The sequence below is a fragment of the Mesorhizobium sp. 10J20-29 genome (genome assembly GCF_054130485.1).
The window spans coordinates 1405675-1428224 of record NZ_CP199156.1; the positions used below are offsets into that span (position 1 = coordinate 1405675).

The 22550-nt window shown below is 63.4% G+C and carries 21 protein-coding genes; 13 read left to right on the forward strand and 8 right to left on the reverse strand.

Annotated features, from left to right (window positions below; all coding sequences use genetic code 11):
- Positions 1-22: 22 nt before the first annotated feature.
- The 3 genes from ffh to rpsP are packed head-to-tail and all read left to right on the forward strand — an operon-like array spanning position 23 to position 2401.
- Complete coding sequence (ffh, locus tag ACT2BZ_RS06755; protein WP_457940077.1) at positions 23-1585, forward strand: signal recognition particle protein; 1563 nt, start codon at positions 23-25, stop codon at positions 1583-1585.
- A gap of 7 nt (positions 1586-1592) precedes the next feature.
- Entirely contained in the window at positions 1593-1919 is a 327-nt protein-coding gene (locus tag ACT2BZ_RS06760; RefSeq protein ID WP_457940078.1) for a chorismate mutase, read from the forward strand.
- 47 nt (positions 1920-1966) lie between these two features.
- Positions 1967-2401, forward strand: coding sequence for a 30S ribosomal protein S16 (gene rpsP, locus ACT2BZ_RS06765; RefSeq protein WP_457940079.1), 435 nt, complete (start codon positions 1967-1969; stop codon positions 2399-2401).
- A gap of 87 nt (positions 2402-2488) precedes the next feature.
- On the opposite strand, the gene ACT2BZ_RS06770 is transcribed toward rpsP, so the two are convergent.
- The 4 genes from ACT2BZ_RS06770 to ACT2BZ_RS06785 all read right to left on the reverse strand — a co-directional run bounded on the left by ACT2BZ_RS06770 (position 2489) and on the right by ACT2BZ_RS06785 (position 6329).
- Positions 2489-3463, reverse strand: a complete 975-nt coding sequence (locus ACT2BZ_RS06770) for an NAD(P)-dependent oxidoreductase (protein WP_457940080.1) — start codon at positions 3461-3463, stop codon at positions 2489-2491.
- A gap of 9 nt (positions 3464-3472) precedes the next feature.
- Positions 3473-4186, reverse strand: a complete 714-nt coding sequence (locus ACT2BZ_RS06775) for a FadR/GntR family transcriptional regulator (protein WP_457940081.1) — start codon at positions 4184-4186, stop codon at positions 3473-3475.
- Positions 4187-4189: 3 nt separating this feature from the next.
- Positions 4190-5359, reverse strand: a complete 1170-nt coding sequence (locus ACT2BZ_RS06780) for a mandelate racemase/muconate lactonizing enzyme family protein (RefSeq protein WP_457940082.1) — start codon at positions 5357-5359, stop codon at positions 4190-4192.
- A gap of 67 nt (positions 5360-5426) precedes the next feature.
- The gene (locus ACT2BZ_RS06785; protein WP_457940083.1) at positions 5427-6329 is read right to left on the reverse strand and encodes a sugar phosphate isomerase/epimerase family protein; all 903 of its coding nucleotides are present in this window, start codon (positions 6327-6329) and stop codon (positions 5427-5429) included.
- A gap of 465 nt (positions 6330-6794) precedes the next feature.
- On the opposite strand from ACT2BZ_RS06785, the gene ACT2BZ_RS06790 reads away from it, so the two are divergent.
- Positions 6795-7850: a sugar phosphate isomerase/epimerase family protein gene (locus ACT2BZ_RS06790; protein WP_457940084.1), complete on the forward strand. Its 1056-nt coding sequence runs from the start codon at positions 6795-6797 to the stop codon at positions 7848-7850.
- A 32-nt stretch (positions 7851-7882) separates the two neighbouring features.
- Complete coding sequence (locus ACT2BZ_RS06795) at positions 7883-9070, forward strand: Gfo/Idh/MocA family protein (RefSeq protein ID WP_457940085.1); 1188 nt, start codon at positions 7883-7885, stop codon at positions 9068-9070.
- A gap of 68 nt (positions 9071-9138) precedes the next feature.
- Here the strand turns inward: ACT2BZ_RS06795 and ACT2BZ_RS06800 are convergent, their stop codons facing one another.
- Entirely contained in the window at positions 9139-9573 is a 435-nt protein-coding gene (locus ACT2BZ_RS06800; RefSeq protein WP_457940086.1) for a MucR family transcriptional regulator, read from the reverse strand.
- Positions 9574-9880: 307 nt separating this feature from the next.
- Between ACT2BZ_RS06800 and ACT2BZ_RS06805 the strand changes: the two genes are divergently transcribed.
- The 7 genes from ACT2BZ_RS06805 to ACT2BZ_RS06835 all read left to right on the forward strand — a co-directional run bounded on the left by ACT2BZ_RS06805 (position 9881) and on the right by ACT2BZ_RS06835 (position 16608).
- Positions 9881-10627, forward strand: coding sequence for a helix-turn-helix domain-containing protein (locus ACT2BZ_RS06805; RefSeq protein ID WP_457940087.1), 747 nt, complete (start codon positions 9881-9883; stop codon positions 10625-10627).
- A gap of 430 nt (positions 10628-11057) precedes the next feature.
- Positions 11058-12113 (forward strand): SagB/ThcOx family dehydrogenase, encoded by a 1056-nt coding sequence (locus ACT2BZ_RS06810; RefSeq protein ID WP_457940088.1) that lies wholly within the window; start codon positions 11058-11060, stop codon positions 12111-12113.
- An 89-nt stretch (positions 12114-12202) separates the two neighbouring features.
- Positions 12203-12388: a hypothetical protein gene (locus ACT2BZ_RS06815; protein WP_457940089.1), complete on the forward strand. Its 186-nt coding sequence runs from the start codon at positions 12203-12205 to the stop codon at positions 12386-12388.
- Positions 12378-13298 (forward strand): DMT family transporter, encoded by a 921-nt coding sequence (locus ACT2BZ_RS06820; RefSeq protein ID WP_457940090.1) that lies wholly within the window; start codon positions 12378-12380, stop codon positions 13296-13298. The genes ACT2BZ_RS06815 and ACT2BZ_RS06820 overlap by 11 nt, the downstream gene beginning before the upstream one ends.
- Before the next feature lie 111 nt (positions 13299-13409).
- Positions 13410-14681, forward strand: a complete 1272-nt coding sequence (locus tag ACT2BZ_RS06825; protein WP_457940091.1) for a glycosyltransferase — start codon at positions 13410-13412, stop codon at positions 14679-14681.
- A complete protein-coding gene (locus tag ACT2BZ_RS06830) occupies positions 14678-15661 on the forward strand; it encodes a hypothetical protein (protein ID WP_457940092.1) in 984 nt (327 codons plus the stop codon). The genes ACT2BZ_RS06825 and ACT2BZ_RS06830 overlap by 4 nt, the downstream gene beginning before the upstream one ends.
- Positions 15658-16608 (forward strand): GNAT family N-acetyltransferase, encoded by a 951-nt coding sequence (locus ACT2BZ_RS06835; protein WP_457940093.1) that lies wholly within the window; start codon positions 15658-15660, stop codon positions 16606-16608. The genes ACT2BZ_RS06830 and ACT2BZ_RS06835 overlap by 4 nt, the downstream gene beginning before the upstream one ends.
- 21 nt (positions 16609-16629) lie before the next feature.
- On the opposite strand, the gene ACT2BZ_RS06840 is transcribed toward ACT2BZ_RS06835, so the two are convergent.
- Positions 16630-18624 (reverse strand): putative bifunctional diguanylate cyclase/phosphodiesterase, encoded by a 1995-nt coding sequence (locus tag ACT2BZ_RS06840; protein WP_457940094.1) that lies wholly within the window; start codon positions 18622-18624, stop codon positions 16630-16632.
- A 291-nt stretch (positions 18625-18915) separates the two neighbouring features.
- On the opposite strand from ACT2BZ_RS06840, the gene ACT2BZ_RS06845 reads away from it, so the two are divergent.
- On the forward strand, positions 18916-19950 hold the full coding sequence (locus ACT2BZ_RS06845; protein ID WP_457940095.1) for a class I SAM-dependent methyltransferase: 1035 nt from the start codon (positions 18916-18918) through the stop codon (positions 19948-19950).
- A gap of 884 nt (positions 19951-20834) precedes the next feature.
- On the opposite strand, the gene ACT2BZ_RS06850 is transcribed toward ACT2BZ_RS06845, so the two are convergent.
- Positions 20835-21476, reverse strand: a complete 642-nt coding sequence (locus tag ACT2BZ_RS06850) for a hypothetical protein (RefSeq protein ID WP_457940096.1) — start codon at positions 21474-21476, stop codon at positions 20835-20837.
- Positions 21473-22423 (reverse strand): hypothetical protein, encoded by a 951-nt coding sequence (locus ACT2BZ_RS06855; protein ID WP_457940097.1) that lies wholly within the window; start codon positions 22421-22423, stop codon positions 21473-21475. The genes ACT2BZ_RS06850 and ACT2BZ_RS06855 overlap by 4 nt, the downstream gene beginning before the upstream one ends.
- Between the last annotated feature and the right edge of the window lie 127 nt (positions 22424-22550).

Below are 22550 nucleotides of genomic sequence, written 5' to 3' on the forward strand. Positions count from 1 at the left end.
TGTCAGGGAAAAGGAAAACTGGATGTTTGAGTCACTTCAAGAGCGCCTTGGCTCGATACTGAACGGCCTTACCGGCCGTGGCGCGCTGTCGGACGCCGATGTTTCGGCGGCGCTGCGCGAGGTTCGCCGCGCGCTGCTCGAAGCCGACGTCGCGCTCGAAGTCGTCCGTTCCTTCACCGACAAGGTCCGCGCAAAGGCCGTCGGCGCCGAAGTCCTGAAGTCGATCAAGCCCGGCCAGATGGTCGTCAAGATCGTCCATGACGAACTGGTCGACATGCTCGGCGCCGAGGGCGTCGCCATCGACCTCAACGCACCCTCCCCGGTCGTCGTCATGATGGTCGGCCTGCAGGGCTCCGGCAAGACCACCACCTCGGGCAAGATCGCCAAGCGTCTCACCGACCGTCAGAACAAGAAGGTTCTGATGGCCTCGCTCGACACGCGCCGCCCGGCCGCGCAGGAGCAGCTGCGCCAGATCGGCGAGCAGGTCAGCGTCGCAACCCTGCCCATCGTTGCCGGCCAGACGCCGGTGGAGATCGCCAGGCGCGCCGTCCAGGCGGCAAGGCTGGGCGGCCATGATGTCGTCCTCCTCGACACCGCCGGCCGCACCCATATCGACGAACCGCTGATGGCCGAGATGGCCGAGATCAAGAAGGTTTCGTCGCCGCACGAGATCTTGCTGGTCGCCGACTCGCTGACCGGCCAGGATGCCGTCAACCTCGCCAAGAGCTTCGACGAGCGCGTCGGCATCACCGGCCTCGTCCTGACCCGCATGGACGGCGACGGTCGCGGCGGCGCAGCGCTCTCCATGCGCGCCGTCACCGGCAAGCCGATCAAGCTGATCGGCACCGGCGAGAAGATGGACGCGCTGGAGGAGTTTCACCCCAAGCGCATCGCCGACCGCATCCTCGGCATGGGCGACATCGTTTCGCTGGTCGAGAAGGCTGCCGAAAACATCGACGCGGAACAGGCCGCGGCGATGGCCAAGAAGATGCAGTCGGGCAAGTTCGACCTCAACGACCTGGCCGCACAGCTCGGTCAGATGTCGAAGATGGGCGGCATGGGCGGCATCATGGGCATGATGCCGGGCATGGGCAAGATGAAGGACCAGATGGCGGCCGCCGGGTTCGACGACAAGATGTTCGGCCGCCAGCTCGCCATCATCTCGTCGATGACCAAGGCCGAGCGCGCCAACCCCGACCTGCTGAAGCACAGCCGCAAGAAGCGCATCGCCGCCGGCTCCGGCACCAACGCTGCCGAAATCAACAAGCTCTTGAAGATGCATCGCCAGATGGCCGACATGATGAAGGCCATGGGCGGCAAGGGCAAAGGCGGCGGCATGATGCGCGGCCTCATGGGCGGCATGGCGCAGAAAATGGGTCTTGGCGGCATGCCCGGCATGGGCGGCGGCATGCCAGACCTGTCGAAGCTCGATCCCAAGCAGCTCGAGGCCCTGCAGAAGCAGGCCGGTGCTGCCGGTCTTCCGGGCCTTGGCAGCGGCGGTCTTCCGGGCATGCCCGGCGGCATGAAACTGCCAGGGCTTGGCGGGCCGGGTGGCCTGCCCGGTCTTGGCAACAGGAAGAAGTGAGGCGCAGATGACGGATTCGGCCGAGATGTCACCGGTACGCGCGATGCTCGCCGATTATCGCGCCTCGATCGACAACATCGACGCGGCGCTCATCCACATGCTGGCCGAGCGCTTCCGCTGCACCAAGGCGGTCGGCCTGCTCAAGGCCGAGCATGGACTGCCGCCCGCCGACCCGGCGCGCGAGCAGCAGCAGATCGCGCGGCTTCGCCAGCTGGCGAAAGACGCGCACCTCGACCCCGACTTCGCGGAGAAATTCCTCAACTTCGTCGTCAGGGAAGTTATCCGCCACCACGAACAGATCGCCGCTGAAAACGGCGTGACGAAAACCGGCTGAAACAGCCGCCAACCCAAACAGCGAAAACAGACTTTTAGGAGAAACAAATGTCGTTGCGAATTCGTCTGGCCCGTGCGGGCTCCAAGAAGCGTCCCTACTACCACGTCGTCATCGCCGACGTCCGTTCGCCGCGCGACGGCCGTTTTATCGAGCAGGTCGGCTCGTGGAACCCTCTGCTGCCCAAGGATGGCGGCGAGCGCGTCAAGATCGACGCCGACCGCATCAAGCATTGGATGGATCACGGCGCCCTGCCGACCGATCGCGTTGCCCGTTTCCTCGACGAGGCCGGCATCACCAAACGTGAAGCGCGCAACAATCCGACCAAGGCACTGCCCGGCCGCAAGGCCCAGGAGCGCACCGAGGCCCTGAAGAAGGCACAGGAAGAGGCAGCCGCCGCGATCGCCGCCGCCGCTGCCGAGCCGGCTGCTGCCGAAGAGGCTCCGGCCGAAGCCCCGGCTGAGGAAGCCACCACTGCCGAGTAAGGCGGTCTGAACTGGTTTTGAAGCGGCGGGCGAGTGATCGTCCGCCGTTTTCGTTTGGAGGGTTCAGAACAGCGGGGCGCGTCTCGGTCAGGCCGGAAACCGGCGCCGATAATGCTCCAGCACTTCGCGATTGCAGAAGTTGACCGGCAGTCCCCCGCCGAGAATCCGGATCGTCTCCTCCGCGGCGCCGATCCCCATCCGCATCATGCTTTCCTCGGTGATGCCCGCCATGTGCGGCGTGAGGATCACGTTGTCCAAGCGGAAATAGGCATGGTCCGGCGGCAATGGCTGCGTCACGAAGACATCGAGCGCCGCGCCGCCGAGACGTCCGTCCGACAGCGCCTCGATCAGCGCGTCGTCCTCCACGACCGGCCCGCGGGACACGTTGATCAGCAGCGCGCCAGGCTTCATGCGCCCGATGCGTTCGCGGTTGATCAGGCCGGTCGTCTCGGGTGTCAGCGGGCAGCAGAGCACGACGATGTCGCTTGCCGCCACCAGCTCGTTGACCGAGGCATGGCGTACATGGGCCGGCAGGTCGCGCTGCGTCCGCGTGTTGACGATGACGTCGAGCCCAAAGCCCTTGGCGGCGATCTCGCCGACATTGCGTCCCACGGCGCCGAAGCCGATGACGCCGATCCGGCGGCCCGCGAGATCGTGGCCCGAGACCGCGTGGTCGCGGCCGGCCAGCCAGCCTTTTTGCCTGAGGTCGCCGTCGACGCTGCGGAACTTCCTGAGCAGCGCCATCGACGTCCACATCACATGCTCGGCAACCGTGCGGGCGTTGGCGCCCGGCACGTTGGCGACCAGAACGCCGGCCCTTGTCGCCGCGTCCACCGGGATCATGTCGAGCCCGGCGCCGTGGCGAACCGCGGCGCGCAGCCTTGTCGCGCGCTCGAAGAGGATCGGCGGCAGGTTGGCGCGCACGATGACGATGTCTGCCTCGCGCGCCTCGTCGGCAATTGTCACCGGGTCGATCGCGGAGGCGACGACGAGCTCACCATGCGCGGCCAGCATGGCTGTCGGCTCCGGGTGCAATGGATGTGTGGAGAAGATGATCGGCACGGCCAGCTCCTAGGCCGGTGCCAGCGTTTTGCCTGCCTGCTCCGGACCGCCCTGCAGAAGCCCCTTCCAGTAGCTCTCGACGCCCTGCAGATGCGAGCTCATCAGCGCCTGGGCCAGGTTTCCGTCACGCTTCACCAGCGCGTCGAAGATCTGCAGGTGTTCGGCATGCGACTTGCGGCTGCGTTCCGGATCGGTGAAGTAGATCGGCAGGCGCTGCTCGCCCATCACGTAATAGACGCTGCACACCTTGTGAAAGACGCTGTTCTTGGTCGCACGCACGATCTCGAGGTGAAAGTCGCGATCCTCGCGTGCAAGGCCCACGCCCTCGGCAAGCCGCAGCTCGGATTCGTGCAGGATCTCGCGCAGCCGTTCGAAATTTTCGTCGGTGGCACGCGAGCAGGCAAGTTCCGCCGCCTTGATCTCGTGGATCTTGCGCAGTTCGACTGTCTCGTAGATCTGGATCGGGTCGAGCGGCACACCGGCCTTGGCAAACAGAGCCATGGCCTCGACGCTGGCCTGCCGCGTCGTCAGGTAGATGCCGGACTTGGCGCGTCTCTCGACGATCTGCATGGCCTCGAGGATCGCCAGCGCTTCGCGGATCTGCCCGCGGCTCACCGAGAAGTGTTCCGCCAGTTCGCGCTCCGAGGGCGTCCTTCCCGTGTCCCCGTGCGAACGGGAGAACAGGTAGGCGGCAAGCTCCGCGAGCAGGTTCTTCTCTTTCATCGGTCAGGCGTCCTGTGCGTGAGCCTCCAGAAAGCGTTCCGATACCGTGAAACCGAGCCCCGGTCGATCAGGAATGGCGATCATACCGTCACAGACCTCTATGCTTTCCTCCACGAGATCGTGGATCATCGGATTGGCGCCCAGCGAATATTCGACCGTGAACGACGCCGGCGAGGCGGCACAGACGTGCAGCCCTGCAAAGAAGCACGGCGCGCCGGCCCACAGATGCGGCGCCAGCCTCAGGTTGAAGGCGCTGGCAATGGTGCCGATGCGCATCGCCTCGCTGATGCCGCCGCAGAAGGCCGGATCGGGTTGGAAGATGTCGGCGGACTTGAGGACCGCAAGGTCGCGGAAGGCGTAACGCGTCGCCTCGCTCTCGCCGGTTGCAATCGGCACGCTGCTGGCCGCACGCACCTCCGCCATGCCGGCCTTGTCGTCGGCGATCAGCGGTTCCTCGAACCAGGCCAGATCGCAGTCCGCGACGAGATGCACGAAGCGCTTGGCGTCGGCGACCGTGTAGGTGCCGTGCGCGTCGACCATCAGGTCCACATCGGGACCGAGCGCGGCGCGTGCCGCACGTACCCTGGCCGCGGAGACGTGCGGCGCCCCGTCCATCGCGCCGACCCGCATCTTCACGGCCTTGAAGCCGCCGCTGTCGATATAGGATTTCAGCTGGTCGCCGATCGCGTCTGCAGATGCCCACCCGCCCGACGCATAGGCCGGCATGCGGTCGAGCTTGCGCCCTCCGAGCAATTGCCACACCGGCAACCCGAGCGACTTGCCCAGAATGTCCCACAGCGCGATATCGACTGCACTGATCGCTGCCACCGTCATGCCACGCCGCGCAATCTGCGGCATGGCGTGGCCGGACGCCACGGCAAGGCCGCCGCGCACGCCGTTGTAGAGCATCTCCCAGATCACGCCGATGTCGCCGGCGTGCCGGCCGATCAGCTGCGGTCCAATCTCGTGGTTGAGCATGTGGACGAGCGCGCCGTAGTCGCCGGCGCTTCCGGCGGCGTTCTTGCCCTCGCCCCAGCCGACGACGCCGTCATCGGTTTCGATTCGCAGAATCGCGGCGTCGAACGTCCGCACCTGGCCGAAGTCGCTGCGGTGCTGGCGGCTCGCTTCGATGGGTATCCGCACCCACCAGGCTCTGATGCTCTTGATGCGCATCGCTCTCCCTTGCCGCGCTCCGGGCGCAGGCGGGCTTGGCCCTGCCTGCGCCTTCCGCGGCGCCCTTTTAGGCCGGCATCTTCTTGCCGATCAGCGGCAGCAAGGTCTCGGCCGTGATCCGCATCTGGTCGGTATAGAACTTCTCGGTCAGCACGCTCGAGCCGTGGTCCTGGATGAACTTCAGCTGCTCGGGCGAGATGTCGACCGGGTTGCGTTCCACCATGTCCGGGTAGCGGTTGGCCGGCGTGCGATCGACGGGGGCAACGAACTCGTTGGTCAGCGCGCCGTCATAGCCGATGTCCTGCAATATGCCGACGATCTTCGGCCAGTCGATGGTGCCAAGGCCGGCAGCGAAGCGGTTGTTGTCGGCGACGTGGAAGTCGAACAGCCGCTTGCCGGCCTTGCGGATGGCTTCCTCGACGTCGAACTCTTCCATGTGGATGTGATAGGCATCGAGACAGATGCCGCATTCCGGGCTCACGGCATCGGCCAGCGCCAGCGCTTGTTCGCCACGGTTGAAGATGTAGGTCTCGAACCGGTTGAGCGGCTCCACGGCGATCTTGACGCCGACCTTCTTGGCATGGGTGAAGCATTCGCGCGTGGCGTCGACCAGCCACGTCCACTCTTCTTCCTCGGTCGCGTCGGGCGTCACCTTGCCGACCGTGCCGGGCACCAGCGTGATGATTTCGCCATCGAGCTCGCTGACCATGGTCAGCACGTCCTTGACATACTGCACCGAACGCTCGCGCTGGCCCTGGTCCTTGGCCGCGAGGTTGCGATCGCCGAGCATCAGCGTGACGGCACCCCAGCAGCGAATGCCGTGTTCCTTCAGAAGGGCACGCGTTTCGGCCGCCTTGTACTGCTCGGGTTCGCCGGAAATCTCAATGCTTTCATAGCCGAACTTCTTGATCCGCCTGAGCGTCGTCTCGAGCGGTTCCGCGCGCATCCAGTTATGCGTCGAAAGATGCATGTGCCTTCCTCCCTGCCATTGCCCGCCACCGCCATCGCGAGGAAGCGGGGCGCTGTCCAAAGTGCCAGGCCGAGCCAGTTCTTCCGATCTGGTTCGACCAATTCATCTCTGTCCGACCTCTACAGCAAAAATTTTCAGCGGGCAAGGCAGCCGCACTCATGCACCAATTCGGTCACTAACTATATGATCGACTTGGAATTATTGCGAGGCGCGAAAATTATCGCCGGGTCAGCGCGGGGTCGGCCGCAGCTTGACCGGACTCCGATTTTTGGTATTACCAGAGTGGGCGGTCAGGCAGCGGCTTGCCGCGGCGGCTTTGGCTGCCGCAGGGTCAGGCCAGCCTGTTCGGGGGAGCAAAGTGGCCGGCGGTCGGGGGGCCGTCGGCCATGTTTCTTGGTTCTGGACATTTGTCCGCGATCACGCAACCTATTGCCATCAGGCAGGATAGCGACAAGGGAGGAAGTTTTGCCCAAGACCATCAAGGGACCGGGAATTTTCCTGGCACAGTTCGCGGGCGATGACGCTCCGTTCAATTCGCTGAAGTCAATCGCGGAATGGGCTGGGGGGCTTGGCTACAAGGGGGTTCAGATCCCGACCTGGGACGGCCGCCTGTTCGATCTCAAGAAAGCCGCTGAATCCAAGGCTTACTGCGACGAGGTCAAGGGCATCTGTGCCGATGCCGGCGTCGAGATCACCGAGCTTTCGACGCATCTGCAGGGACAGCTTGTCGCCGTTCATCCGGCCTATGACCAGCAGTTCGACGGCTTCGCGCCGGCCTCGGTTCACAACAATCCGCAGGCCCGTCAGAAATGGGCCGTCGAGCAGATGATGTTCGGTGCCAAGGCCTCCCGGAATCTCGGGCTGAACGCCTCGGTCTCGTTTACCGGCGCCCTTGCCTTTCCCTATCTCTACCCCTGGCCGCAGCGGCCCGACGGCCTGATCGAGGAAGCCTTTGGCGAACTCGGCAAGCGCTGGAAGCCGATCCTCGATGCCTATGACGATGCCGGCGTCGACCTCTGCTACGAGATTCACCCCGGCGAGGATGTCTTCGACGGCGCCACCTTCGAGATGTTCCTGGACGCCGTCGGCGGCCATGCCCGCTGCAACATCAACTACGATCCGTCGCACTTCCTGCTACAACAGCTCGACTATCTCGACTTCATCGACATCTACCACGAGCGCATCAAGGCCTTCCACGTCAAGGACGCCGAGTTCAACCCGACGGGTCGCCAGGGCGTCTACTCCGGCTACCAAGGCTGGCTAAACCGAGCCGGGCGCTTCCGCTCGCTGGGCGACGGCCAGGTCGACTTCTCGGGAATCTTCTCGCGTCTGACCACGCATGGCTACGACAGCTGGGCCGTGCTGGAGTGGGAATGCTGCCTCAAGCATCCGGAAGACGGCGCTGCCGAGGGCGCTCCCTTCATCGCTCATCACCTGATCCGCGTCACCGAGAAGGCGTTCGACGACTTCGCCGGTGGCACGACGGACAAGAAGGTGCTGCGCAAGATGATGGGCATCTAGCCGCACCGCGGCGGACAGCGAGGGAGGAAATCATGGCGATCGAAGGTAAGAGCGAAAAGAAGAGCGGCCCGATCCGCTACGGCATGGTCGGGGGCGGGCAGGGTGCCTTCATCGGGGCGGTACACCGCATTGCCGCCCGCATGGATGGCGAGTTCGAGTTGGTCGCCGGCGCGCTCTCGTCTGACCCGGCAAGGGCCAAGGCCTCGGCCGCCGAACTCGGTCTCGATCCGGAACGCAGCTACGGCTCCTTTGCCGAGATGGCCAAGGCCGAGGCGAAGCGGCCGGATGGCATCGAGGCCGTGGCGATCGTCACGCCCAACAACGTCCACTTCCCGGCCGCCAAGGCATTTCTGGAGGCTGGCATCCACGTCATCTGCGACAAGCCGCTGACCTCCAATCTCGCCGACGCCAAGAAGCTTGCCGCCCTGGTCGAAAAGACAGGCAGGGTCTTTGTGCTGACGCACAACTACACCGCCTACCCGATGGTGCGGCAGGCGCGCGAGATGGTTGCCAAGGGTGTCCTCGGCGACATCCGCATCGTGCAGGCGGAGTATCCGCAGGACTGGCTGACCGAGGACCTCGCCGCCACCGGCCAGAAGCAGGCTTCCTGGCGCACAGATCCGAAACAGTCGGGGGTGGGTGGCGCCAGCGGCGACATCGGTACGCACGCCTACAACCTGGCCCGCTTCGTCTCGGGCCTCGAACTCGCCGAACTGTCCGCCGATCTCGACGCTTTCGTTCCCGGCCGCGCGGTTGACGACAATCTGAACGTGTTCCTGCGCTTCAAGCGGCAGGGCAAGGCGCCCGCCGCCAAGGGCATGATCTGGGCGAGCCAGGTGGCGCCCGGTCATGAGAACGGCCTGAAGATTCGCATCTACGGCACCAAGGGCGGCCTGGAATGGGTGCAGGCCGACCCGAATTACCTCTGGTATTCGCCCTTCGGCCAGCCAAAGCAGCTGATCACCCGCGCCGGCGCCGGTGCAGGCCCCGCTGCCGCCAGGATGACGCGCGTGCCGCCCGGTCATCCGGAAGGCTATCTCGAAGGTTTCGCCAACATCTACCAGGAAGCGGCGCGCGCCATACGCGCTGCCCGCAGGAAGAACGGCAAGCCGGCCAGGGACGTTATTTTCCCGACGGTGCAGGATGGTGTCGAAGGCGTTGCTTTCGTCGAGGCCTGCGTCAAATCTTCGAAGAAGAACGCGGCCTGGACGAAGCTCTAGCGTCTAAACGCGGCGTCCTGGCTGCTCCGGCGGCGGGCCGACGCAGTCAGCGGCGGACCCTCTGGCCGCTACTTGGCGCCGGCGGCGCGTCTGCCCTTGGGCTTCACGGCCGCGAGACGGCCGAGTCCGGCCTTCTTGGCGAGCTTCGAACGTTCTGAGGCATAATTCGGAGCGACCATCGGATAGGAGGGTCCGAGGTTCCATTTCGCACGATATTCGTCGGGCGTAAGTCCAAGCACGGACAGATGGCGCTTCATCGACTTGAACTTCTTGCCGTCTTCCAGGCATACGATGTAGTCGGGAAACACGGACTTCTTCGGATTGACGGCCGGAACCGGGGCGGCTTCGGGCTCGGGATCTGCTTCGCCAAGCTTCCGGACCGACCCGCTGACCGTTGCGATCAGATCCGGCAGGCCTGACGCCGGCATTGGGTTCTTTGAAACATAGGCTGCCACGATTTCAGCCGTCAGTCCCACAATTGTGGTTGTATCGATGCCAGCCATTTCATGCTCCCCAGATTTGAAGCCGACGATCTATCCGGTAATATTTAAACATGCAACAGTCTATAACCCGCAACAGCTTTGCTGTGTTACTTGCAACACTGAACTACGGCACGCGGTTCCGAGCGGCAGCGCAGTGACGCAAAGTCGCTTTCCGCGAGGCGCTCCGGCGTTGCGATACCGGCGCACTGGAACTTCGAAGCCGATGACACACTTCTTTCAGTAGAATTACAACTGGGAGAAGTTGATCTTCGGCCTCGCGTCACAACTCATTCTCTGTATAATCAGGCCGGGACGGGCTAGAACCACAATGCTAATTCGCGACATATTCGCGCGCAATTTGCGCACGCTGAGCGAAGCGCGCGGCTCAATTAACCATGTGTGCCGGCAGCTCGGCATCCACAGGCAGCAGTTTGCTGTCTACCTGCGCGGCGACCGGCTGCCCAACAAGACGACGCTGGCGCGTCTCAGCCGCTACTTCAATGTGCCGGAGGACGCCTTCTTCATCGATCCATCGATAGCCGCTGGCGTCGCCACGGCTGTCGACGACCCGTGCGTACCGATTGTGGAGCGCGTCAGGTCCCTGCCGCCGGCTCTGGCGGCCGGCCTTTATCAGACGTTCTTTTGGGCACCCGTGTTGGGCGACGATGTCGTCACCGCGCTCACCGTCGTCAAGGAGAACGACGGCGCCCTGGGCTTCCGGCGGCTGACAGCGACGGGCGAACGCGGCGATCCGACATGGTCCTACGTCAAGGGTGACCACCAGGGCGTGGTCTCCGAACGCCTCGGCTGGATCTATTTCCAGGCATCCAACCGCATGGACCCGCACGAGCCAAGTCTTATGGCGGTCAAGTGGGCGGCATTGTCCGAACCCCTGCTGGTTGGTCACGCCATGGTCATCAGCCACCTTGGACCGATGATCGCAAACGTTGTTCTGTCGCCTTATCCTCAGTCGATGACATTACTTGCTGCAATCCGTCGTACCCGCGTCTTCAACCGCGACGACCCCAAGATTGCTCTGTACAGAAGATTTTTGAGCCAGCCAATAGTATACTAGGCTGCATCTGTAGCATAAATTTTTGCATTTGGGACAACTCAACGGACTACCGTTTATACATTTTACCGAAGCCGGCGACGAGCCTATTTCACCATCAGTTATACTCAAAATAAAATTATTTATGTTGGATATGAACGAAATCCGTATAATATTATACTGATTTGATGGGATATTTTATTTCTGTCTTAATGGGTTATTAATGAATCGCTCTCCATAAACGTGAGGCATCCACCTGAAGGATGTTCGCAAAATGGAGACAGTCCGATGAATGCAAAGAAGCCTGTGATCACCGCTGCCGCCTCGACTGCTGCCTTTGTGTCGAAGGGCGCGCTTTTCAACAAGCGCTGATCACCTCCCGAGCATACGGTTTTCGGGCGGTTGCAGTAACGACCCCAACGACTGCAACCGCCTTTTTTCCCGTCAGGGCCCCATGCAGATCAGAGCAGCCAGGACACTTGTATTCACGCAACACGAGGGCGGAATACTGGGCTGCAACTACCTCTCCAAAAGCGTCTTCGGCTGCGACACCGGGCTCATCTCCGTGCTGTCGGAGACATCCGACTGGACCGACGTCGAGGCGCTGGTCGAGGGACCCTTTCAGGGCGACTCGGAAGCCGTCGAGGCGCTGATCGGCTATTCGGCCGTCGTGGTCGAAGGGTCCGAGCTGGCCCGCAAGGAGGAGGAATACATCTCCGAGTGGCACTGGAACGTGCCCACCGGCATGATGCATTTCTGTCTCGAAGACCCCGATATCATGAGCATCGAGGAGTCCGAGGCGGCACAGATCGAGCGCGTGGCGCACGAGCCGCAGCCGCCGCTCTTCATGCGCAATCCGGATTCGCTTCCTCGCATCTCGCTGCCTTCCGGCGGCAAGGCGGCCACCTTGCTCGAACTGATGGCCAGGCGGCGCACCGTGCGCGCTGCGGCCGCCCCCTCGATCAGTCTTTCGCAGCTTGCCGATTGCCTCTATGCCGGCATGGGCATCACCGGCTTCACGGCGAATTGCGTTGGCAGCCTTCCACTTGGCATGACGCCTTCCGGCGGCGCCAGGAATCCCTACGAAGCCTATGTTTTCGCGCGCAATGTGGACGGCCTTGAGCCGGGCATCTATCACTACTCCGCGCTCGACCATGACCTAGCCCGCGTCAGCGACGCGACGCCGCGCCTTTCCGAACTGATCGGCGGCCAGGACTGGGCCGATGAAATGCCCTGCATGATCGTCCTGACGGCGGACCTGCGCCGGACGATGTGGAAGTATCGTGATCCGAACGCCTACCGCGTGGTCCTGATCGAGGCCGGCCATATCGGCCAGAACGTCATGCTTGCAGCCACGCAGCACGGGCTCACGGCCTGCCCCACCGCCGCCCTGTCCCAGGCGCGCATACGCTCGCTTCTCGACCTCAAGCGGATCACCGATGCGCCCGTCTATGCAATGACGCTGGCGGTTCCTGGCATTGAACCAGGCGCGGGCGCCAGTATCCAGTGACCGGGTCCGGCAAGGCCGTCGCGGGCAGGGCCTCCCGTGCGACAGCGCCGGCTGGGCATCAGGCCCAGGCCGAGCCGCTGCAACAGCTGATGGACGAACTGCCGGAGCACACCGGAAACTGCCGACTGGCGATGCTCGGACATGTGCTCGAGATGACATGCGTTGCCCTTGACGGCATGCTGTCCGACAACGACCCGACCGCCGGCCGCCGGCCGGCCGCACCGCCGGCCTGCACCTGCGGTGCCGACACGCGTGCGAAATCCGATGCGTGCTGACCGGCCACTTCTCGGCATCATGCTGATGATCGGCTTCTGCGCCATGGCGCCGGTCGCCGATGCCATGGCCAAGCTGCTCGGCGGCAGGGTACCCCTTTCCGAGATGCTGCTCGTGCGCTTTGCCGCGCAAGGACTGCTCCTGCTGCCCGTCATCTGGCTGACCGGCCGCCGCCTCAGCTTGACGCGTGGCGCCTTCAAGCTGACCGTCCTCCGCTCTCTGCTGCACATTGTCGGTCTCGGCGCCATGTTTACCGCGCTGCGCTTCCTGCCTCTGGCCGACGCGGTCGCCATGGCCTTCGTGATGCCGTTCATCATGCTGCTGCTCGGCTGGTTGGTGCTTTCGGAGGAGGTCGGCTGGCACAGGCTGCTCGCCTGCACGGTCGGTTTTGCCGGCACGCTGCTGGTGGTGCAGCCGAGTTTCGCGGCGGTCGGCGCGCCGGCCCTGCTTCCGCTTCTCGTCGCCTTCGTCTTTGCGCTTTTCATGCTGGTAAGCCGCAAGCTCGCGCGGGAGAACGACCCGATTGTCCTGCAGGCGCTGAGCGGCATGGTCTCGACGCTGATCCTGGCACCCGTGGCCCTGCTGTTCGCCCACGCAAGACTGCCGTTCTTCGAGGTCATGCTGCCCGGTGCCGAGGAATGGGCACTGCTGCTTGGTGTCGGTGTGCTTGGAACGCTCGGCCACCTGCTGATGACCTGGGCGCTGCGCTTCGCGCCGGCGGCGACCCTGGCGCCGATCCAGTATCTCGAAATCCCGCTTGCGACCGCCGTCGGCTGGCTTGTCTTCCGCGACCTGCCCGACGGCATCGCCGCTCTCGGCATCGTCGTCATCATGTGTGCCGGCCTCTATATTCTCCTGGTCGAACGCGCGACCCCCCGGCCCGCCGCGGCCAGCCCCCAGTCCGCCGAGTAGCAGGCGCCTACTGCCGCATCGCTCGGTTGACGGCGCGCTCGGTGACCAGCATCATGCCCTCTCCGCCGATCCGGCCGATCGCGGCTTGCGACAATGCGGGTTCCTGTCACCATGCATTCTGTGCCCCCAGCAGAACCGATCAGGGTGTTGAGGCTGACCCCGCATTTCCATCGCGACGGTTCGCTGCCCGTTGCCTTCGATCCCGTCGGCGGCCTGCAGGTCCAGACCTGGACCATCGCCACCGCGCTCGACAGGCCCGGCATCGAGCAAACGGTGGCCACGAGCTACATTCCCGGCAGCCCGCGCCGCTTTCGTATCGGCCGAAACATTGACGTCCGGGCCGTCGGACCGCATTTCCCGCGCGTGCTCGCCGGCTCCCTCCTGTCATTCGGCTGGTTTCTCGGCGTGATGAGGCTGCTCGCCAGAAAGCGCGGCAGCTACGACCTCGTGCACATCCACTTCAACCACTCGGTCTGGTGCCGGGTTCTGGCATTTGTCCTCGGCATCGCCGGGCCGCCGGTGGTCGTATCCCTGAACACCGCCCTCTGGGGCGGCCTGCAACGCTTGCTGCGCCTGGAGGGGTCGCCGCTCGACGTCACGCTCTGGATCGAGCGCGCGGCCCTGCGGCGTGCCGACCGGGTCGTTGGCCTGACGGCCCAGGCGACCGGCGACGCCGCCCGAATCCTCGGTCTTGGGCGCGACAAGCTCCGCACGGTGTCCGACGCGGTTCATGCCGACGAGTTCCTTGTCCGGACCGGCGCCGAGCATCGTCAGATCTTCAGGCAGCGATACGGTGTTCCGGACTCCGGCCGGACGGTCGCCTATGTCGGTCGCATCAGCCCGGAGAAGGGCTGGCGAGACCTGCCTTTCCTCGCGCGGGAACTCGCCGGCGGCAATGGGTTTCTGCTCGTCTGCGGCGATGGGCCGGACCGTCCCCGGCTGGAGGCTGCGCTGCGCCGCCAGTGCCCCGAAGGCAACTGGGCCGTAACGGGATTCCTGACGCGACAAGAGATCAGGACGGCGATGCAGATCGCCGACGCGCTGGTCCTGCCGTCACGGCGGGAGGCATTCGGCAGTGTTCTGCTGGAGGCCATGGCCTCCGGCCTGCCAGCCGTCGCCTACGCGGTCGGCGGCATCCCCGAGGTTGCCGGCGACCCGCCCGCCATCTGTCTGGTCTCCGCGGGTGACAGGCACGCGCTCGTCCGCCAGGTGCTGGCCATCCTCGACGACCCGGTAATCAGCCAGCGCGCGATCATCCGCGGCCATCAGCGGGTAAAGGCCTTTTCTGTCGCCCGATCGGCCGCCGCCACCGCGGCGCTCTATCGCGAGGTTCTGCAGGCGGACGGCCATAGGGTCGCCGCCGACACGTTTGCCACGACATGATCAACTTCGTCACCACCCGGTCGCATCGCTATACGGTCCGCCGGCTGGTGCGGGACCTGGGGTGCAGGAAGTGCCGCCAATGGACCTACGAAGACCTGTTCACGCGACGCCGGCTTCCGGGCGGCACATGGATCTTCACCGACCACGAGCGCCTGTCGGATTTCGAACTGTCGCTCGCGGCAGCCATCGCGGCGCGGCTGGAAGGCGCCGGGTCGCTTGTGCTCAACCATCCGGCGCATGTGCGCGGACGGCTGGCCCTGCTGAAGCTCCTCAACACGGAGGGCATAAACGACTTCACCGCCTGGCCTTGCGATGGATCGCCCCGTCCCGCACGCTTCCCCGTCTTCATCCGCAACACTTTCGACCACAAGTCCGCAGCGATCGAACTGATCGGGGACCAGGCCGGGCTCGATGCATGCATCCTTGCAATGCAACGGGGCGGTGTTTCGCTCGCCGGAAAGATCGTCATCGAGTATGCCGGCGAGGAGGTCAGCCCGGGCGTCTGGGCCCGCTTTTCGACCTATCGGGCCGGCGACACCCTGGTGGAGCACCATGCCGCGGTCGGCTTCGAATGGATCGTCAAGGACCAGAAGCACGAGTCCCGCCTGCACGAGCATCCCGGTTACCGCGGCTTCCTCGAGGCGGAGCGGGATTTTGTCGCCAACGGTCGGTTTCGCGCGGTCCTGCGTCGTGCCTTCGATCTGGCCCGCGTCGATTATGGCCGCGCCGATTTCGCCATCGTGGCCGGGCGTCCGCAGATCTACGAGATCAACACGAACCCGAAACACGGATCGCGGCGCGCGCTGTTGCGGAGAACCCATCCGGACCGTCTGGAAACCCAGCTCGGCGCCGAGGACCGCCTGCGCGCCGCCCTTCTTGCGGCCGACGGCTCCGGCACGGGCACGGTCGTGCTCGACGATCCGCTGCTGCGGCGCCAGCAGAAGCCGCTGCGCCGGCTCTTTGGCCCGGCCCGCGGATGATGCAGCTGTCGGCACGCGGCAGTTTCGATTTCGCCTCGGCAGAGTATCTCGATCTCTTGGCCAAGGCCGGGGCGACCGCCTTTCAGCATCCGTGCTGGCTGCAGCCCTTCTACCGCCGGCTCCCGCCGGCGAACCGCGTCGAGCCGTTGATCGTTCTCGGTCACGACCGCGAAACCGGCCGTCTCGATCTCGTCCTGCCGCTGGTGAGGCACGCCGATGGCTCCGTCGAATACGCCTTTCTCGGCGTCACCGACTATGCCTGCGTGGTGGCCAGGCCCGGCGCCATCGCAGCGGATCCGGGTCTGGCTGCAAAGCTTGGCGAGACCATCGGCCCTCACCCGCTGTCGGTCGGGCCGGTGCGTGCCGAACACGCGCCGCAATGGCGCGAACTTCTCGGCGTCGCTCCCGTCAGGCTGTCCTTCCATGCCCACGCGCTGCCCATTGCCGGCGGGGCGGGCAGCCACTTCAGCAGCCGGCGCCTTGGCGACTTGCGCCGCAAGCGGCGACAGCTCGCCAGTCCACTGGAGTTGAAGTCGTTGAAGGGTCCTGCGGTCCGCGAGGCATTCCTCCAGGCGCAGTTCTGGCGTCGCGGCCTCTTTTCCGACGATCCGCTGCAGACCGGTCACGGGCTGGATTTCTATGTCGATGTCGCGGACGGGGGCGCGCGCCATGGCTTCGCCGACACGTTCAGCCTCTCGGCGGGCGGCCGCACCATCGCGGTCCTTTTCGGCCTTCGTGACAGGCGCAGTTTCCGCTATCTGGTCCTGGCTTGCGACTACCAGGCCTGCGGACCATCGTCGCCGGGACTGCAGGTCTTTGACGCGGCGATCGCGCATTGGGCATCGCTTGGCGGCGAGGAGTTCGACTTCACCATCGGCGACGAACCCTACAAGGGCGAACTCGGCTGCGTCGCCGCGCCGATGTACGGCTTCAAGCTCGCGGGCTAGTTGCGGGCAGGGCGGCCGCCTTCAGGCCGATCGCAATACCCGCACCGGTCGCTTGTAGGCGCTCGGGTTCGTCTGGAAACTGTCGGCCGGCGCCGGGCGCCCGATATGGTAGCCCTGGATCTTGTCGATGCCGAATTCGCGCATCAGCAGCAGTTGTTCTTCCGTCTCCACACCCTCGACCAGGATCTTGTGACCGCGGTTTCGGATCAGCCCGATGATGTCCTTCAGCATCGCCCGGCCTCGCGAGGAGCGGCAATCGTGCAGGAAGGAGCGGTCGATCTTCACGGTGTCGAAGTCGATCAGGCGCAGCCACGACAGTCCGGCAAAGCCGGTGCCGAAATCGTCGAGCCATATCCTGATGCCGAGCAGCTTGAGATCGCTGATGCAGCGCAGGATGTCGGAGTGCATCTCCATCTCCAGCCCCTCGGTGATCTCGAAGGCCAGACGGTTTCCGGTCACGCCGGTCTCGGTCAGGATGGCGGCGACGGAGGTCGCGAAGCCCGGCGTTCTCAGCTGGATCGGCGAGACGTTGACGCTGACGAGACTGACATGATTGTCGAGGATTAGCTCGTGGCAGACCGTCCGGATCGCCCATCGCCCGAGTTCCAGGATCGCCCCCGTCCGCTCCGCCACCGGGATGAACAGGCTTGGCGGAACCGAGGTGCCATCCAGCATTCTCAGCCGCATCAACGCTTCCACCGCCTCCAGCCTGCCCGTATCGACGTTCTGGATCGGCTGGTAGACCATCGAGACGAGGTCCTGGTTGATCGCGATCTTCAGCAGCGCCGCGATGTTTTCGCTCTCGTCGCTGCTCTGCGGGTCGCTCGGGTCGAACAGGCGCACGCAGTTGCGGCCACTTGCCTTGGCGAGATAGAGCGCCCGGTCGGCCTCGTGGATGATCTTTTCGAGCTTCGGCCCCGTCTGGCTGCGCGTGAAGGCCGCGCCGATGCTCACCGTAACGATCGACATGCCGTCGCGGCGCTGTTCGTGCACGATGGCAAGGTTCTCGACCGTGCGCCGGATCGCCTCGGCAAGCAGCGCGACCTGCTCCTTCCGCTCCATGCGTGCCAGCACGATGAATTCCTCGCCGCCATAGCGGCCGATCGAGGCATTGTGCTTCTTGATGGTGGCGCTCAGCGCGTCGGCCACCTGTACGAGGCAGCGGTCGCCTTCCTGATGGCCATAGCAGTCGTTGAACTTCTTGAAGAAGTCGACGTCGATGAGGATGGCGACGAAGCTGCTGCCGAGCAGCTGCCAGTCGCTCCAGTAGTCGCGCAGGCGCTCATCGACGGCGCGCCGGTTTTCAAGCCCGGTCAGCGGGTCGGTGCGCGACAGCCTGAGCAGCGCCTTGCCCCGCTCAGTGGCCTCCTTGTGCTGGTTCCTGGCCTCCAGCGCGTTCAGGAAGACATTGTAGCGTTCGACGTTGAGCTTCCAGTTCACATAGGAGGTGAAGGTGAAGCACGAGATGTAGAACGTGCCGAAAACCAGCCGATAGGTACCGCTCGCCGGAAAGAAGTGCAGCGCCAGGAAGAACGTCGCCAGCACGATCCCGGACGAAATGACCGACAGCCTGAAGCGGAAACTGAAAAACAGGTTGGCGCCCATCATGAAGATCGCGCCGAACACCATGTAGTATGAGAATGTCTGGATCTGCTGCGTCATCATCGCCGGGTACAGCCAGCCCGCGTAGCCGATGATCAGGCCAACGGCACAGGTGCCGTCGAGCCACTCGATCCTGGCGTCATAGCGAAACAGCAGTTCGATCAGCGTCAGCATCACGACGCCGACGGCGAAGCGGGCTGCGATCGTGTAGGCCGCGACGTCTGGAATGAGAATCAGGTCGGTGATCGAGAACAGCAGGTAGACGAGTCCGGCGATCCAGAGGCCCTGGCGCGCCGCCTGCTTTCGCTCCGCCGCACCATCCACGCGATAGAGATCGCGGAGCTCCTGCCGCGAGAGATCTCGCCGCTTCTCGCTCAGGTCTGCGTCAATCAGATTGGCCAGTGCGTTGGTCATTCACCGATCCATCAACAGCCGCCATCCCGACGGCGACACCTGTCCCCGTCGAGGAACGTTCCGACTGAACCCCCACACCACGGCGCCTAATCATGCCACTTTACAATAACCGACTGCTCTTACGGATTATTGCGCTGCACGCTTAAAGTTTTAATCGAAATTAATGTTTCGACTACCGCTCCTCTGTCCCCGCGAACATTCACAGGCAACGAAAAAAAGGCTGGAAAATTGTTGCGATTCCGGGCACATCTCTCTCGTTGGTTAATGAAGCGTTAACGCGTGAGGCTGTGAGTGAGCCAGTTTGTGTTTGACGGCGAGAGTCTGATTACCCCCGAAGCCATCGCTGCTGAATCCCCCCCTGCAAATGACTACATTGCCGAAGCCCTGGAGACGGCCAGGGCCGAACTGGCGCTTATCCTGAGCCTCGCAAGGCAGGGTTTCGAGCGCGGCAAGGAACCTGGCGAGGTCATCCGCCGGCTGGCCCGCGACCTCCACGACACCCGAGCCAAGCTTCCTCCCGCGCTCTGGAAGGCGCTTGTGCCGGTCGTGCAGAACCACCCGGTGTCCGAATTCGTTCTCCAGGACCCTTTCACGCGCTGGTCCTTCGAAAAGCCCCGCGGCTATTCGGGCGACGCCCATTTGCTCGATTTCATCTACGGGCACCCCAGCGTCGCCGAGGAAATCGAGGCCTCGACGCCCTTCGGGCGCGCGCTCTTCGCCGCCACGCGGGAGGCCTCCTCGTCGGTTGCCGTGCGCGAGCGTTGCGGCATCCTCACCCGCCAGGTCGACGAGACGGCCGCCACACGCGGCGGCGAGGCCGAGATCCTTACGATTGCGGCCGGACATTTGCGCGAGGCCGACGCTTCGGGCGCGCTGCGCGAGAAGCGAATCCGGCGCTGGGTCGCCGTTGACCAGGACCCGCTCAGCGTCGGCTCGATGGTGCGCGACTTCCAGGGCACCTGCGTCGAGGCCATCGACGGTTCGGTGCGTGGCCTGATGCACGATGCCTACGGCCTCGGCAGCTTCGACCTCATCTATGCGGCCGGCCTGTACGACTACCTGTCGGAAAGCGTCGCCATCCGCCTGACGCGGAAATGCCTGCAGATGCTGAAGCCCGGCGGCACGTTCATGTTCGCGAATTTTGCACAGGACATCGGCGTCGACGGCTACATGGAAAGCTGCATGAACTGGGCGCTGCTGCTGCGGTCCGAGGCCGACATGTGGAACATCGTAAACGCCAGCAGCGACCGCAACGCGGTCAAGGCGAACGTCTTCTTCGGCGACAACCGCAACATCGTTTACGCCGTCATCGAAACGCCCGCCTGAGTCTGCGACAGCCAGAAGGGTAGGGACTGCAGGCTGGCTGGAAGCATAATTCCAGCGAAGCCTTGGCTTCATGTTGCCTCAAATTCGGCAACGCCGCCCCAGAAACGAAAAAGCCGCGGAGATCCGCGGCCTTAAACGTCTGGAAATTTGGAGCGGGTGAGGCGATTCGAACGCCCGACCCCAACCTTGGCAAGCGAGAAATTGCGCCGGGGGCGTGTGGGTACGGCTGCCGGTGCGGTGGCCGGCCATAGCGCGTGCGTATGCCGATGATATGCCCGGTCCCGTAAGGTTCCAGTTCGCTAGCGAGGATCTCCTCTCGGTATAGCTCGTGAGCTCGCCCGCCATCGCGCGGCACATCCCAGTACTCGCAATAGACATAGCCCGGCCTGCCGGGCACCTCACCGGCGTACCTAAGGCCGCGACCACCTGTCTTGCGCTGCAGCGAATCGCCAATCTCAAGCGGTACCTTGCTCATCTGCCGGCCCTCGTTATTGTGACGTCCATTCTAACACACTGAAATTGCGCACATAATGGCCGCTGTGTGCTCGTGTCGTGTCGAGCAGGGACACGACGATGCACATCTTGGTCAGAGACAAGCGGACCGGCACAGAGGACTGATACCGCTCGAACCGGCGGCCCATTTGATGGGTAATGGGTATGACAGCTGAGGACATCGAAGCGGCGCTCGAGGAATTCGGCGAGATCGAGAGCGGCGACTACATCGCTCTCGAGCCGGAGTGATTTAGCCCCCCCTTCAAAGTCAAGTATGGGGATTAGGTCTAGGGGACCCGTTCAGGCCTGGAGCAGGGTCGAATTGCATAAGCAGGTACGCCGCTGCAGCACATCTTCCGATCGCGATTGCGCCGAGCGTGATCCAGCTACATTTAGATCGGTCCATAGGATTGCCGCATAACTGCACAAGGATTCCCAGCTACAAGTGCGCTTGGGGCTACTGACTTCCTGACAACCGCCCCTGCGGCGATTACAGCTTTATCGCCGATGGTTACTCCGTCGATCAAAACTGCGCCGGTTCCTATCGTCACTTGACGCCCAATCCTGCAGTTACCCGAAATGATCGCACCTGGATGTATTGTTGAGAATTCTTGAATCTCGGAATGGTGGCCAATGGACACTTGCCGGCCTACGCGCACCCAGCCTCCGATGCGGGTATAGCCAGCTATGATGGTTCCAGCGTCGATTGACACTCCGGAGCCCAACTGGGATCGGCGTGAGACTATAGACGCAGGATGCGCCAACGTCGCGAACAGGAAGCCTTGCGATACCTTTGATTCAATCCATGCAGCCCTCTTGGTCGTTGCAAGAGAGCAAATAAGACGATGACTTTCTCGCCATTCATGCAGGTCGTCATTCCATAGGATCGGAAGTCCTGCGACCGTCTCCTTGCATTTTGCCCGGTCGAGGTTTTCCACACAGCCATCGAAAACAATGCCGGGCACTGTCTCGAACATATCAATGAACGCATCGGTGTATGGCGTCGTGCCGAGCACAAGCAGTCGGGTGGTCATGGGCTGTTCTGATCCCGCTTTCGGGCATCTACGATTTCACAGAAACGTCCGACAGATACTTCAAGCGTCATTTCGCGGTTGACCGTATCAAGGCAGTTCTCAAGCATGGCTTTCCGGCGCTGCTCATCTTTGGATAATTCGGCAATCTCATTGGCCAGACGGTCGATGGGAGCAGAAATAAAATCGATGTTTGGACGAAGTGGGTCAGCGAGAAAAAGCGGCTCAGAAGCAACGACGGCTCCATTCGCGAGCGCCAGATTCCAACGCATCCATGGAGTGTCCCAGGGGAAGTTGTGGATGTGCAGCATGATGCGCGCTCGATTGACCAACTTGGTGCGTTCTTCGCCAAATATGGGATCCTTAGGGGTGTAAGCGTTGAGTCCCATCCTGTGGACCTCGGTAAACACATGCGCAAGCTTGCTGCGTCTTTGTTTTGGTTTCGTTTTTCCGATAAAAAGTAGATCGATGTCGCGATGCAGTTCGAGCAGCCTACCGAACTCGACCTGCTGGCCGACCGGCATGAACGCGCTCTCTATTCCCATATCGGCGAGATAGCGTTGCTTCTGCTTGGTGCTGACGGAAATTGCATCGATCCAGCGCTCCCGAAGCCCAATCGTCAGGAACGCAAGATTGTCGTGCAGGAATCGTAGATCGCTCGGAGTAATTTCGCGCCGCAGCTCCGCAGTTAGCGCTAAACGATGAATGGCGAAATGTATGGGGTAGGTGAGGAAGTGTAAGAGCGGCCTGGCCCAGACAGTACCTATTCGGATCGGACTAAGTGCTTCTGACAGCACCCGAGCCCATGAGGGCATACCCGGTGGCGGCAATGGTTCAGACACCCAAGCTACGACCACTGGTCGATTTTTCCGGGATCCCTTGAACAAGCGCGATGTTCCGCGCAAGGATACGAGGGACCCCATCAAAAGAGCAGCCTCGGCATCCAGCACGGCGGCATCTCCCTCCATTATGACCTTCGCTTGCCTACCGCGGCTCTCTAATTCGGCAACTACCGCGGGCGCGAAACCTGGATCAGCGTTTGGTGGGCGGACAACCGCTATCCATGGTTTCTCGGCA